The organism is Cryobacterium sp. Y50, from assembly GCF_002929805.1.
Taxonomy (GTDB): Bacteria; Actinomycetota; Actinomycetes; order Actinomycetales; family Microbacteriaceae; genus Cryobacterium.
Map to the genome: position 1 here is coordinate 1 of NZ_PJJM01000089.1, position 12,749 is coordinate 12,749.

15 protein-coding genes, 1 tRNA gene and 1 pseudogene are annotated in these 12,749 nt (G+C 63.7%); 7 read left to right on the forward strand and 10 right to left on the reverse strand.

Going from position 1 to position 12,749, the window contains the following annotated elements:
- Window positions 1–11 precede the first annotated feature (11 nt).
- The 3 genes from CXY73_RS09645 to CXY73_RS22295 all read right to left on the reverse strand — a co-directional run bounded on the left by CXY73_RS09645 (window position 12) and on the right by CXY73_RS22295 (window position 1,885).
- Window positions 12–719, reverse strand: coding sequence for a tyrosine-type recombinase/integrase (locus CXY73_RS09645; RefSeq protein WP_199184279.1), 708 nt, complete (start codon window positions 717–719; stop codon window positions 12–14).
- Window positions 683–1,528, reverse strand: a complete 846-nt coding sequence (locus CXY73_RS09650) for a tyrosine-type recombinase/integrase (protein WP_199185338.1) — start codon at window positions 1,526–1,528, stop codon at window positions 683–685. The genes CXY73_RS09645 and CXY73_RS09650 overlap by 37 nt, the downstream gene beginning before the upstream one ends.
- A gap of 129 nt (window positions 1,529–1,657) precedes the next feature.
- Window positions 1,658–1,885, reverse strand: coding sequence for a hypothetical protein (locus CXY73_RS22295; protein ID WP_199184277.1), 228 nt, complete (start codon window positions 1,883–1,885; stop codon window positions 1,658–1,660).
- Between the two features lie 158 nt (window positions 1,886–2,043).
- Between CXY73_RS22295 and CXY73_RS09655 the strand changes: the two are divergent.
- The 3 genes and pseudogenes from CXY73_RS09655 to CXY73_RS21965 form a co-directional block, all read left to right on the forward strand.
- Window positions 2,044–2,355, forward strand: a pseudogene (locus CXY73_RS09655) (IS3 family transposase); the annotation flags it as partial.
- 54 nt (window positions 2,356–2,409) lie between these two features.
- A complete protein-coding gene (locus CXY73_RS09660) occupies window positions 2,410–2,721 on the forward strand; it encodes a hypothetical protein (RefSeq protein WP_146071718.1) in 312 nt (103 codons plus the stop codon).
- On the forward strand, window positions 2,718–2,858 hold the full coding sequence (locus tag CXY73_RS21965; protein ID WP_158254094.1) for a hypothetical protein: 141 nt from the start codon (window positions 2,718–2,720) through the stop codon (window positions 2,856–2,858). Before CXY73_RS09660 ends, CXY73_RS21965 begins: the two co-directional genes overlap by 4 nt.
- A gap of 226 nt (window positions 2,859–3,084) precedes the next feature.
- On the opposite strand, the gene CXY73_RS09665 is transcribed toward CXY73_RS21965, so the two are convergent.
- The 5 genes from CXY73_RS09665 to CXY73_RS09685 form a co-directional block, all read right to left on the reverse strand.
- A tRNA-Arg gene (locus CXY73_RS09665) sits at window positions 3,085–3,159 on the reverse strand.
- On the reverse strand, window positions 3,150–3,635 hold the full coding sequence (locus CXY73_RS09670) for a VOC family protein (protein ID WP_369831233.1): 486 nt from the start codon (window positions 3,633–3,635) through the stop codon (window positions 3,150–3,152). The genes CXY73_RS09665 and CXY73_RS09670 overlap by 10 nt, the downstream gene beginning before the upstream one ends.
- 10 nt (window positions 3,636–3,645) lie before the next feature.
- The gene (locus tag CXY73_RS09675) at window positions 3,646–4,143 is read right to left on the reverse strand and encodes an HNH endonuclease (protein WP_104135580.1); all 498 of its coding nucleotides are present in this window, start codon (window positions 4,141–4,143) and stop codon (window positions 3,646–3,648) included.
- A gap of 341 nt (window positions 4,144–4,484) precedes the next feature.
- Window positions 4,485–5,288 (reverse strand): C40 family peptidase, encoded by an 804-nt coding sequence (locus tag CXY73_RS09680; protein WP_104177606.1) that lies wholly within the window; start codon window positions 5,286–5,288, stop codon window positions 4,485–4,487.
- Between the two features lie 282 nt (window positions 5,289–5,570).
- Window positions 5,571–6,290, reverse strand: a complete 720-nt coding sequence (locus tag CXY73_RS09685; protein WP_104135578.1) for a metal-dependent transcriptional regulator — start codon at window positions 6,288–6,290, stop codon at window positions 5,571–5,573.
- 132 nt (window positions 6,291–6,422) lie between these two features.
- Between CXY73_RS09685 and serC the strand changes: the two genes are divergently transcribed.
- Window positions 6,423–7,541: a phosphoserine transaminase gene (gene serC / locus CXY73_RS09690; protein WP_104177607.1), complete on the forward strand. Its 1,119-nt coding sequence runs from the start codon at window positions 6,423–6,425 to the stop codon at window positions 7,539–7,541.
- Between the two features lie 174 nt (window positions 7,542–7,715).
- Here serC and CXY73_RS09700 read toward each other — a convergent pair whose 3' ends face one another.
- A complete protein-coding gene (locus CXY73_RS09700; protein ID WP_104177608.1) occupies window positions 7,716–8,321 on the reverse strand; it encodes a DUF3027 domain-containing protein in 606 nt (201 codons plus the stop codon).
- Window positions 8,314–8,694 carry a cold-shock protein gene (locus CXY73_RS09705; RefSeq protein ID WP_092451191.1) on the reverse strand — a complete coding sequence of 127 codons (381 nt, stop codon included), beginning with the start codon at window positions 8,692–8,694 and terminating at the stop codon, window positions 8,314–8,316. The genes CXY73_RS09700 and CXY73_RS09705 overlap by 8 nt, the downstream gene beginning before the upstream one ends.
- 93 nt (window positions 8,695–8,787) lie before the next feature.
- On the opposite strand from CXY73_RS09705, the gene CXY73_RS09710 reads away from it, so the two are divergent.
- The 3 genes from CXY73_RS09710 to CXY73_RS09720 all read left to right on the forward strand — a co-directional run bounded on the left by CXY73_RS09710 (window position 8,788) and on the right by CXY73_RS09720 (window position 12,650).
- Window positions 8,788–9,060, forward strand: a complete 273-nt coding sequence (locus CXY73_RS09710) for a multidrug ABC transporter ATPase (protein ID WP_146071719.1) — start codon at window positions 8,788–8,790, stop codon at window positions 9,058–9,060.
- Window positions 9,060–10,922, forward strand: a complete 1,863-nt coding sequence (locus CXY73_RS09715; protein ID WP_104177609.1) for a helicase-associated domain-containing protein — start codon at window positions 9,060–9,062, stop codon at window positions 10,920–10,922. Before CXY73_RS09710 ends, CXY73_RS09715 begins: the two co-directional genes overlap by 1 nt.
- Window positions 10,923–11,006: 84 nt before the next feature.
- Window positions 11,007–12,650 carry a DNA repair helicase XPB gene (locus CXY73_RS09720; protein WP_104177610.1) on the forward strand — a complete coding sequence of 548 codons (1,644 nt, stop codon included), beginning with the start codon at window positions 11,007–11,009 and terminating at the stop codon, window positions 12,648–12,650.
- Window positions 12,651–12,749: the final 99 nt, after the last annotated feature.

Here is a 12,749-nt window from a genome sequence, read left to right on the forward strand (position 1 = left end):
CTGGTCCTGTTTTATGGCCTGTCATCGCTGAGACATAGGTCTTGGGTCGGACAAGTAGACTGCGGAGAGAAATTCCGGGTGAAGACGCCGCGGGAGCGGGTATCGCAATCGGTCAGGACGTCAAGGAGCTCGCCGGTGAGCGGCAGTCGTCGGTCACGATGTCCCTTGGCGCCCAGCACCTCGATAACGCCGTCGTTCAGATGAACATCGTGCGGGGTGAGGTGGCGAACTTCGCCGGTGCGCAGCCCGCCGGAGTGCATCAGGGCGAAGAATGCGACGGCCTGCCATTTCCACGGCGAAGAAGCCTCCACCCGTGCGGCCGCCCGGAAGAACAACTCAATTTCGGCGTCAGTCAGCAGGTAGGGCCGCGACCGGACGAAACCGGCCTTCCAGCGGTCCGACAGCACGTAAGCCTTCTGGTTGCCGTTGATCCGCACCCACCGGCCGAAGTCTCGGATGTAAGACATCCACGACCGGTAAGGTCCCGGCTGGGACGATTGCTGGACCGTCACCCAGCCCTCGATCGTCGCCCGGACGAGAATCTCCAAAGCATGGTCAGCGCAGTATCGGTCGAACTGTTTCAGATACCAGATCCGGGAAGCGCCGTAACAGCCCATGCTCGTTTTGAACGCGAGGTAGCCCTCAAGGTCATCGGCGAACAGGCTGGCGAATCCGTGCCCGCTCACGGTCGTGGCCTTGCAGGCATCGGAAGCACGCATGCGCGCATCTGCTCGGTGTCGTCGCTCAAATAGACGTTCGTGGAATCCGGACTCGAATGTCCCAGAATTGCGGAGATCGTCGGCAGTGGTGTTCTCGCGCGCAGCAACTTCGTCGCCGCGTGGTGACGCAACATCCGGGTGCCCGCTTTCGTCTGCGTCACCCCGGCGGCCCTGAATATCCGCCGCGTGATCGCATAGATCGTCGCATGATCTGCCAACGCGAGGTGCGGGGCCAACGACCGCAGGAACACGTTCTCGATGTCGGAGGCTGGCCGGTCGCCCAGAACATAGTCGGCCAGCTTACTGAGGACCGCGGCAGGCAGCGGCAACGTCAACGGATTGCCCGTTTTCTGCTGCACGATGCCGAGAGTGGAGCTGCGCCAATCGATGTCCATCAGCCGTAGCGCGATGATGTCGCAGGCGCGTAACCCCGTCACCAGAGCCAGCATCGTGATCGCAGCGTCTCGGGCAGGAACGTCGCCGCAGGTGCAGGCCGGAATGACCAACTGCTCGTCACCGTCGGCCAGTACGGGAACGAGCTGGTGCCACCGCCAGGCGCGCGCCATTGTCAACGCATCAAGTAAATCGTGCCGCTGGACATGGGTGAGGAGTGGGCGGAAATTCGATACCACCGTCCACATCGCCGATGCCGCCCACCGGTCCAGCAATGACTCCAGATAGGCAAACACGGTGGTGCCGTCAGCTGCCTCCAACGACGTGATCCCGCTCGCCTCCAAAAAAAGCAGATATTCGCGTGCCGCCCGACCATAGGCACTTCGAGTAGCCGTGGCCAGGCCACGGCGCTCCATCTCTCACGACCACGCGTCCCAGACGGCGACCAAGTCGGCGCATTGCGGCACTGCCAGGCCGCCGCCGCGGTTACTCATCACCAAGCTCACCCGCCTGGTCAATACATACGAGTCGAACAGTGTCACTAATCAGCCATAATCGAAGTGGCGTTGGACGCTGAAGCGGCCCGTTCTCAGACTCGTCGTCATCGACGCAAACTCCGCCCCCAAAGCCGAGGTGTAGACGCCGTCCTTCCGCGCCAGCAGAGCCAACCATCGAATCGACTTCCGATAGTTACCAATCGTCGACTCTTTGTAACCGGCCGCTCTCCGCGCCTCGACAACGACAACTCCAATGTCATCAACCAGCGTTTCCATAGTATTTTCCCTTCACCGTGCATCTGGACACGATGAAGGTAACGCCAGTGACCGCAGCGCACTATGCCGAGAAAGTCGACCTCCCTCCCTGTAAACAAGCGGCATCGGCACGGTTTCTCGGCTTAACGTCATCCTCGGCATAATCGCTGTTAAGCCGAATTCGGCTTAACAGCGATCGCGGGTCGCAATTTCGTTCCAACGCCTTCCTGCGGGTGCTGAAGAACAACGGCATCACCGAGTCGATGGGCCGCGTCGGCGCCTGCGGCGACAACGCCGCGATGGAGTCCTTCTTCGCGCTGCTGCAAAAGAACGTCCTCGACCGGCAACGCTGGGCGACCCGGGAGGAACTGCGCCTCGCGATCGTCGTCTGAATCGAGCGCACCTACCACCGCCGGCGACGGCAACGCCGCCTCGGCAAACTCACCCCGATCGAGTTTGAGACAATAAACATGGCCCTCACGGCCGCCTAAAACCACTAACCCTCTGAGTCAACTGAACCCGGGGCAGTCCCACGGCGCGTGCTCGTGCAAACGAACGCCGTGCGTGCGGGCGGCGACATCGTGATCGGCTCCCCCAAAGGTTACGAGATGCGCAGCGTGCCCGTTCCTGCCTTTCTCGAAGCGTCGCAGACAGATCAGATCGCAGGCAAACAGCGCAACCAGCTCGTGTTCGGCAATGGCAACATCTATTTGGACACGCCGACCCACTGTGACGTCTGGTTCGCGGGAGCCCGAAAACGCGCACGCCTGACCGATTCGTCCATTCCTATTGGGCTGACGCTGCATGATTTGCGGCATACCGCAGCGTCCCTGGCGATCTCGGCGGCGCAAACGTGAAGGCGGTGCAGCGCATGCTGGGGCACGCCTCAAAGGCGATGACCCTGGACACCTACGCCGATCTATTTGACGATGACCTTGACGCAGTGGCGATCTCGCTTGATACTGCAAAGACCAGGTCGGACGCGCTGCCGTAACGATTCACGCCCGTCGGAGTCGATTTTCTACCTCGAGGAGCGGCCCCAAGGCCCCTGGCGCGGTGTCCCCGCTGCGCGTTGAAATGCCAAAATTGGGCCGTTTCAGCGACCACCGATCACACCTAAATCTTTTGAAGTGTGGGCAAAATGTGGGCAAACGGCCATTCCTGAGAAGTACGAAAACCCTACAGCCCAGTGTTTACAAGGGATGTAGGGCCTCAAAGCATGGTGCCCCTGGAGGGATTCGAACCCCCAACCGTTTCCTTAGGACGGAACTGCTCTTCCGTTGAGCTACAGAGGCTGGTTCGGCAAGTTTAGCCGGTCGCGCCGGTCAGCCCGCTCGATCGAAGCACGACGGTGCCACCGAAACCGCGTAATGCCGACGCCGGCTAGCTGGTCATGTGCACGATCTCGAGCAAGTTGCCGCAGGTCGTCGAGAACAGCCGTGGTCACCGGCCTTATAATCGTCGGTTCCTGCGTGACGCGCACGCCGAGGCCGCGAAGTCGCTCACACCGGAACGTCGTCGACAGCGAATTGGGTGAACGGGATGCCGTCGGCGTCCGGGGCCTCCCTGACCGGCTTCGCGGCGAGGTGGCCGCTGGGTTCCAGCAACAGTTCGGTGCCTTTCGGGTTCTCCGAGGGGACACGACGGTCAGCCAGCGGTCCTCGCCGTCCATGGGGCTGTCATGCTTTTTCAGGAAGCCCAGCACGTCGGTGTAGAACCGCAGTGCCTCCACCTGGTCATCGACGAGCCCGCCCGTAATGTTGATCCGCATGACCAAAAACCTAGGCGGCAGGCGCCAGGTAGGCGTCCCAGTCCTCCAGCGGCCGCTCGACGCCGCGCACAACCCACGTAGTGCCCTGCGGCATCCGCGGGGTGAAGCGCAGCTCCCAGCCCATTTCGGCCGGGGTGTGGTCGCTCTTCAGGTTATTGCAGCGCAGGCAGCAGGCGGCGAGGTTGTCCCAAGTGTCGCGCCCACCGCGCGATCGCGGCAGCACATGGTCGATCGTGGCCGCGGACTTGCCGCAGTAACAGCAGCGGTGATCGTCACGACGCAAGACTCCACGGCGACTGACCGGCACGAGTCTCGACATGGGAATGCGCACGTACCGCGTGAGCAGAATGACGCTCGGCCGATCCCATGACCCCGAGGCCGCGAAAACGGGATGGTCCCGATCGGACTGCACGATCGTCGCCTTCTGATTCATGACCAGAAGGAGTGCCCGTTTGAACGAAACAACGGCGAGGGGCTCATAGCCCGCATTGAGTACCAGTGTGCGCATGCGCTCCCTTTCGAAGGAGGCTGGACGGCTTCCAGCCATTCGAACTACATCCGATGCGCAAAGAACAGGAGCGTGACAAGGCGAGAGAGGGTACAAAAAAGGCGCCGTCACGATGACAACGCCTTACGGCTGCTCACGCAGCTCTTCTCGCTCTGACAACTATGCCGAAAGCACTCGCGACCGCGCACATCCATGGTGTGGATAGTGCGTCGCTCATGCATGGGCTCTCCTTGCGGATCTTCAACTACATCAGGGCACTAGGTTAACCCACAAATGGCGCATCAGGTAAACCTGAACGCGCCATTTGTGTGAGCTGTTACCCAGCGTTCACCGAGGGCGGGTTAGATGCCGATCCGCACGATGTAGTAGTCGCTGCTCCAGATGGGCTGTATCCGCACCGACTGGCCGGTGTATGGGGCGTGCAGAATATTGCCGTTGCCGGCATAGAAGCCGTCGTGACCGGGCATGATCACGAGGTCGCCTGGCACGGCATCCTCGATCGCGATCTTGGTTCCGGCCGCGCCCTGGCCCGTCGACGAGTGCGGCAGACTGATGCCGAATTGCGCATAGACGTACATGATGAAGCCGGAGCAGTCGAAGCCGGCCGGGGTGGCGCCGCCATAGACATACGGTGTGCCCTGATACTGCGAGGCCACATTGAAAACGGATGCGAGATCAAAATTCGGGTAGGTCGGGTTGGCCAGGTAGTCGGCGACGCTCGGACCGGAGTAGCTCGCGGCATACGAGGTCATCTGCGCGGCGACCTCGATACGGCGGGTTTCCGCGGCTGCCGCGGCGGCCGCAGCTTCAAGTTCTTCCGGGGTGGTGGCGGTGAATCCTTCGCGAGCAACACTCACGGTCGCTGCCTGCGCGTCGACCTCAACGGCTTGCGCCTGAGCCTTGGACATTTCGGTGGACTCACTGGCCTGAAAGCTGGCTTCGTTCGAACCGGGGGCGAAGGCATAGGCCGGAAGGGCCATTGTGGCGATCATGCCGGTAGCGAGGGTCATAACGACGACATTGCCGAGGCGGCTGCGGCGCTTCTTCGGGGCCGCACGCGGCAGTGCCCGGTGGGCGTGTGCCGAAGGTTCCACTCTTGCCAGGGCATCGGATGTTCGACCCAGCCCGCGGCGGGACCTTCTCATGCCTAATGCAGCCAAAGTTTTAACCTCCGGCGCCTCGACAACACTAGGTTGTTGTCCCGTCCACTTCGCTAATCGCGGGTGTGTTCCTAGTCAAGAGACGGGGCGAACAGGCGTCTTGGCTAGAGTCCTTCGACCGTTTCTGATCTGTGGGACTCCCCGAGGTTACAAGACGCGCACCCATTTGTCACGCTGAAGTACCATTTTTCTAACGAATTGATAACGGCACGGTCATTGGGACGAGACGTCTGGCTGGAATCGGCGCGGAGCGATCTGCGCCCGATGTCAGTGAGCGACGGGCGCGAAGCCGTCCGGCGTGCTGACGAAAATATGGCTGGCGACCTCGTTGGGCAGTTCCAGGCCGGCACCGAAACCTTCGACCTGTACTAGAACGTACGATCCGGCAACCGAGAAGACTCCCGTCGCGCCGGGCATGACGCCGCTCTGCTTGAGCTGCAGAAGCAGCTCGGGGTCGAACTGCACCGGTTCACCTAGGCGACGGATGACCGCGGTCACCGGCTCGGATGAACTCGCCACCACCGCAACCACGCTGGTTACTCCCGCCATGAACGCCACGGCCGCTGATTCACCGAACTCGTCTAATCCCGGAATCGGATTGCCATAAGGAGACTCGGTGGGGTGACCGAGCAGCTCTAAAATCTTGCGTTCCACCTGTTCGCTCATCACGTGCTCCCAGCGACAGGCCTCATCGTGCACGAACTCCCACTCGAGCCCGATCACGTCGCTGAGCAGACGCTCGGCCAGACGGTGCTTGCGCATCACGTGCACGGCCTTACTGCGGCCCGCCGCAGTCAATTCCAGGTGCCGGTCGCCGGAGACGACGACGAGGCCGTCCCGCTCCATGCGCGCGACGGTCTGGGAGACAGTGGGACCGGAGTGCCCAAGACGCTCGGAGATGCGCGCCCGCAACGGCACGATCTGTTCTTCCTCCAGGTCGAGGATGGTGCGGAGATACATTTCGGTGGTGTCGATCAGATCGCTCATCCGCAGCCCTTCGTTCAGCTCGTGCGCGCACCGCTCATCTGGTGACGGAAGGTGCCTCGTTGGCGGCCTCGGCAATGGCCCGCACAGCGTCACAAGCCTACCCGCCAGTGGGAGGGCAACTAGAATTACGGCATGGCAGACCTTCTCATACCCACCGATCTGCTCCCCGTCGACGGACGATTCGGCTGCGGCCCATCGAAAATCCGGAGAGAACAGCTCGACCACCTGCTCGGATTCGGCACCGGAGTGCTCGGCACCTCGCACCGCCAGCCCCCAGTGAAAGACCTCGTCGGTCGGGTGCGGGCCGGCCTCGCCGAGCTGTTCAGCATTCCGGACGGTTATGAAGTCGTGCTCGGCAATGGCGGCTCGACCGCGTTCTGGGATGCCGCAGCGTTCTCCCTGATCGAGAAGCGCGCGCAGAACCTGGTCTTCGGCGAGTTCGGCGGCAAGTTCGCCAAGGCGGCCGCTGCCCCGTGGCTCGATGCCCCCGACGTGATCAACGCCGACACCGGCTCGCGCAGCGACTTCGTTGTGAAGGGCGGCATCGACGTCTACGCCTGGCCCCAGAATGAGACCTCGACCGGCGTCATGGCCCCGGTCATCCGGGTCGCCGGCGACGCTGGCGCCCTCACTGTCATCGACGCCACGAGCGCCGCCGCTGGCATCGATTTCGATGCCAGCCAGGCCGATGTCTATTACTTCGCCCCGCAGAAAAACCTCGCCTCTGATGGTGGCCTGTGGATCGCCCTGTTCTCCCCGGCGGCCCTCGAACGCGTCGAACGTATCGCCGCGAGCGGCCGGTACATTCCGGAATTTCTCAGCCTCAAGAACGCCGTCGATAACTCCCGCCTGAACCAGACGCTCAATACCCCGGCCCTCAGCACGCTGCTGCTGATGGAGAACCAGATCGATTGGATCAACCAGAGCGGCGGACTGGCGTGGGCGTCCGCGTGCACCCTGGCATCGTCATCCGTTCTATATGACTGGGCGGCAGACGTCGATTACGCGACCCCGTTCGTGGCGGACCCGACCCACCGTTCGCAGGTCGTCGTCACGATCGACTTCGACGACGCCATCGATGCGTCAGCGGTCAGCAAGACGCTACGTGCCAACGGCATTGTTGACACGGAGCCGTACCGCAAGCTCGGCCGCAACCAGCTGCGCATCGCGACCTTCACCGCGATCGACCCTGAGGATGTCAAGAAGCTCGTCGCGTCGATCGAGCACGTCGTCGGCCACCTCGGTAACTAGCACGAAGCCCAACGAAAGGATCGGGCCATGCGTCTCTGGCTGAAAGACAGTGAACGTCGGCCCGATCCGCTACCCGCGAGAACGGATGCCCGCAAGGCACTGCTTGTGGGCACGCTGCTCTGGCTGATCGCCCTCGGCGCCGCACTCGTCATTGAGTTCACGGCGCCGCAGGCATCAGGGGCGGCGAGCGCGTCGGGACCGGGTTGGTGGCTGTGGTGCGCTGTCATCGGCGTCGGGCTCGGACTTGCCGGTATCACCTGGGTTCAGTTCCGCCGCCGCTAGGGCCTCATCGAAGTCGATGCCATCGAGGGCATCGAGCGAGTCATCGGCGTCGTCACCGGACCCATCGTCGCTGTCTTCGTCCGAGTCGTCGGAGTCGTCGGAGTCGTCATAATTCTCTGAATCTGATTCGTCGACATCCGCGTCCCCGTCGTCTTCGACAAGGCGATCCGACCACGGCACCCATTCGGGTGCCAGCAGGGAATCGTCGCCGGGGGTGAGCTCGGTCTCAAGCACCGTCGGCGCGGCATTTTCATCGACTCGGGCCAAGGAGACCGTCCAGCGCCAGCCCGGATAGCCGGTCATCAGGCAGTCGAAAAGTAGCGAGATCACGAACTCGCCCTCATCGAGGTGCCCGATCACCTCGCCGATCGTGTCCTCATCCGTGATCTCTCGGAGCGCAGTGCGGGCCAGATCAACGGCCGCGAGCAAGGTGGCGTCGGTTGGTTTTGCCGTCGTGGGCTGGGCGTCGGCCGGCTGTGCGTCCGTCAGGTCAGGCATCCAGTTCCTCGGCGACCTTGCGTAGCATCGCCGCGATCTTCTTGCTGTGGCTCGACTCGGGGTAGCGCCCGCGCTTGAGGTTGGTGCCGATGCCGTCGAGCAGTTTCACCAGGTCTTCGACGATGATCGCCATGTCGTCGGCCGGTTTGCGGTTGATCTTGGACAGGCTCGGCGGAGCTTCAATCACGCGCACCGAGAGTGCCTGGGCGCCGCGTTTGCCGTCGGCGATACCGAATTCGAGCTTCGCGCCGGCCTTGACGGTAACGCCGGAAGGCAGGGCGGAAGCGTGGAGGAAGACTTCCTGGCCGTCATCGGAAGTGATGAAGCCAAAACCCTTCTCTTCGTCGTAAAACTTGACCTTGCCGGTAGGCATCTGAACCTCACTGAGTTTTGGGCGCACAGAAGAGTGCGGGGTGTGAACTCAGCATATTCGGTTGCGGCCGCTGCGTGCCCGTATCCTTAGCCTGTGACCAATCAAACTCCACGACCCGTCAGCCGGATAGAACGTGTTCTTGCTTACACGGTTGCGGGCGTGGTCGGGCTGTCGATCCTCGCCTTTATCGCGGTGATCGCGGCGACGGCGGTGGGCGTCAAGGCGCCGCAATTCGGGCAGGGTATCTGGCCATCCGTTATCGTGCTCCCGACATTCGGTCTTCCGGTTGGTTTTCTGCTGGTCATCGCGCTCATGGTCACGGTTGGAGTTCGCCGCAGTCGCGAAGCCCGACGAGACCGCGAGTAATGCTCGGCCTCGCGTCACGACTTCGGGCCCTGCCCGATGCCGAGCTGCGGCACGTGATCGGGGTGCGCGGTGTGAGCGCGAACGGCATCCACGATTTCTTTGACCTGGCCGAAGCGCTGCTGCACCCCGAAAGCATCCAGCTGGCGCTCAGCCACCTGGACCGGTCCGTACTGGCCGTACTGGCCGTCGCCGGCGAATACACGAGCGCCGATTCGGTACCCAGCCTGCACGCCGTCGCCCAACGGCTCTCAGCACTGGGTTCCACCGAAGTCACGGCCGCCGATGTGGCCGCCCGCGCCGATTTCCTCGACGCCCTGCTGCTCACAGTTCGTACGGACGGATGCTGCATCCCCTACAACGCCGTCTCGGCTCACCTGGCGAAATGGCCGGCCCAGGGCCTTCCGGGAGCCGCCGATCTGGCCATCACAGTCTCCCCGGCCACCGTAGCCGCCGTGCCGGACACCGATATCCCTTTCATCGACACGCTCGCCACCGAGCGCGCCTTCTCGGTTGTATCGTCGATCGCCGAGCTGGTCAACGAGCTCAGCCGCGAGCCCGCCCGCGAGCTCAGCCGCGGCGGACTCGGTCAGCCCGACACGAAGCGTCTGGCCGCCATCATGACCGTTGAGCTCGAGCTGGTCGCGCCGATCGTCGCCCTGGCCGCGCGGGCCGACCTGCTGGCCCGCTCCGACGGGTATTGGATGGAAACCGAGTCCGGCGAGGCCTGGCTGCTCGAAGGCACCACCTCCCGTTGGTCCACCCTGGCTGCGGCCTCGCAGGCGGCCCTCCCTCCTATCGTCGCCGACATTCTGCCGCGACAGGCGGGGTTGTTCTGGGGCGAGGCGCTATCGGGATTCATCGCCTGGCTCTACCCAGCGGGCGGCGAGTGGATGCAGACTCAGCTGACCGAGTTTGCCCGCGACGCCGAACTGATCGGCATCACGGCTCACGACACCACGAGTACCGCCGGCGCGAGCATGCTACGCGGCGACCTTATGGCGGCTGTGGCGACCATGGCGGCTGCCCTCCCCTCCGAGGTCGGTGCCGTGTATCTCCAGCACGACCTGTCGATGGTGTCCCCCGGCCCGTTGGCCCCGTCGATCGATGCCCGCCTGCGCGGGATGGCCGACGTGGAAAGTCGGGAACTGGCGTCGAGCTATCGCATCACCGCAGCATCCGTCAATCGTGCGCTGGCCGCCGGCGAGAACGCCGCGTCTCTGCTGGCCTTTCTCGCTTCAATCTCGCTCACCGGCATTCCGCAGCCAGTGGACTATCTGATCAATGAGTCAGCCGCCCGCTACGGTCGCGTGCGAGTGGGCACCCTGGCCGACGATGCCGCCCTCGCGTTGAGCTACGTCTCTTCAACGGATGCCGCACTGCTGAACACGATCGCGGTCGACCAGACTCTCGCCCCGCTCGGGCTGGTGCGCGCCGACGACGGTGAGCGCCTGCTCAGTCGGTTCGGCGGCGACGCGGTGTTCTGGGCGCTCAGCGATGCGCGCTATCCCGTCGCCGCCGAGAACGAACATGGCGAGATTGTGCACCTGCGGCGACACCAGGTCGCCAGGATCGCCGTGACCCCGCCGAAGGATCCGGCTCTGAACCTGGTCGAGAAGCTCCGCGCCAGCGACGGCCACGGCGTGTCGGTAGCGGATGCCTGGCTCGCCCGTCAGCTCGACTCCGCCATCAAAGCCAAGCAGACCATCCTGGTCAGCGTTGCGATGCCCGGCGGCTCGGTCGTGGACTATCTGCTCCAACCGGCCAGTGTCAGTAACGGCCGCTTCCGAGCTCGCGACCGACGCGCCGACATCGAGCGCACCCTGCCGTTGAAAAGCATCCTGAGCATCACCCCGGCGCCCTGACCAGCCAGGTGTCGAGGACGACACCCGACGCGAGCATTGGCCGAGTGCAGGCGACGGCATCGGACGCGAGTAGGATTGAGCGCTATGTCTGATGGCCCCCTGATTGTTCAAAGTGACCGCACGGTGTTGCTCGAAGTCGCCCACCCTCTTGCCGAGGATGCTCGTCACGACCTCGCCGTTTTTGCCGAGCTCGAACGGGCTCCCGAGCACATCCACACTTACCGCATCACGCGGCTCGGCCTGTGGAATGCCCGGGCGGCCGGCCACGACGCTTCGGACATGCTCGCCACGCTCGAGAAATATTCCAAGTTCGCCATACCGCAGACGGTCAGCGTGGACATCACCGAGACGGTCGGCCGCTACGGCCGCCTCGTCATCGAACGCGACTCCGAGGGCGACTTGGTGCTACACAGCAGCGACCAGGCCGTGCTCACCGAGATAGCAGGGGCCAAGCGCATCGCGCCACTGCTGATCGGGCATCCGTCGTCGGAAACGTACCTGGTCGAGCCGTGGGCTCGCGGGCAGCTCAAGCAGGAGCTGGTGAAGCTCGGCTGGCCGGCCGAGGACCTCGCCGGGTACACGCCCGGCACCCCGCACGACATCGCCCTGCGCGAAGACGGCTGGGCGCTGCGCGACTACCAGAACAAGGCCGTCGCGAGCTTCTTCGACGGCGGCAGCGGCGTAGTCGTGCTGCCCTGTGGCGCCGGTAAAACACTGGTCGGCGCCGGAGCGATGGCCACCGCCAAGACCAACACGCTCATCCTGGTAACCAACACGGTCTCGGCGCGGCAATGGCGCGACGAACTGCTCAAGCGCACCACGCTCACGCCCGACGAGATCGGCGAATACTCCGGGCAAGTCAAAGAGGTCAAGCCCGTGACCATCGCGACCTACCAAATTCTCACCGCGAAGCGCAAGGGCGAGTACGCCCACCTCGAGCTGCTCGACGCCATGGACTGGGGCCTGGTGATTTACGATGAGGTGCATCTGTTGCCAGCACCCGTGTTCAAGCTCACCGCCGAGCTGCAGGCGCGCCGCCGCCTCGGTCTCACCGCCACCCTGGTGCGCGAGGACGGCCGCGAGGGCGATGTGTTCAGCCTGATCGGCCCCAAGCGGTTCGACGCCCCGTGGAAGGAGATCGAGGCTCAAGGCTTCATCTCGCCCGCCAACTGCTACGAGGTGCGCATCGACCTGCCGCAGTCGGAGCGACTCAGCTACGCTGCGGCAGCGGATGATGAGCGATACCGCATGGCGGCAACCGCTCCGGCCAAGCTCGGCGTAGTGCAGGTCCTGATCAAGAAGCACGAGGGCGAACGTATCCTCGTGATCGGCCAGTACCTCGACCAGATCGACGAGCTCGCCGAGGTGTTGAACGCTCCCCAGCTCACCGGTGCCACTCCAATCGACGAGCGAGAACGGTTGTATCAGGCGTTCCGGGTGGGCGAGGTCAAGGTGCTCGTGGTGTCGAAGGTTGCGAACTTCTCGGTCGACCTGCCCGAGGCGACCGTGGCCATCCAGGTGTCCGGCTCATTCGGCTCTCGCCAGGAGGAGGCCCAGCGCCTCGGCCGTCTGCTGCGACCAAAAGAGTCCGGCCTATCGGCGAACTTCTATACCCTCGTCGCCCGCGACACCGTCGACCAGGACTTCGCGCAGAACCGCCAGCGTTTTCTCGCCGAGCAGGGCTACAGCTACACGATCCTCGACTCGCATAGCCTCGAGGCCGCATAACTCCGTTCCCCGCTCGCCTGAGTACTTTCCGGATCCGGGCCCAGAAAGCGGGCCTACGTTGGATCATGGGCCCGCTTTGGCAAAGCGGCCAGAACAAAC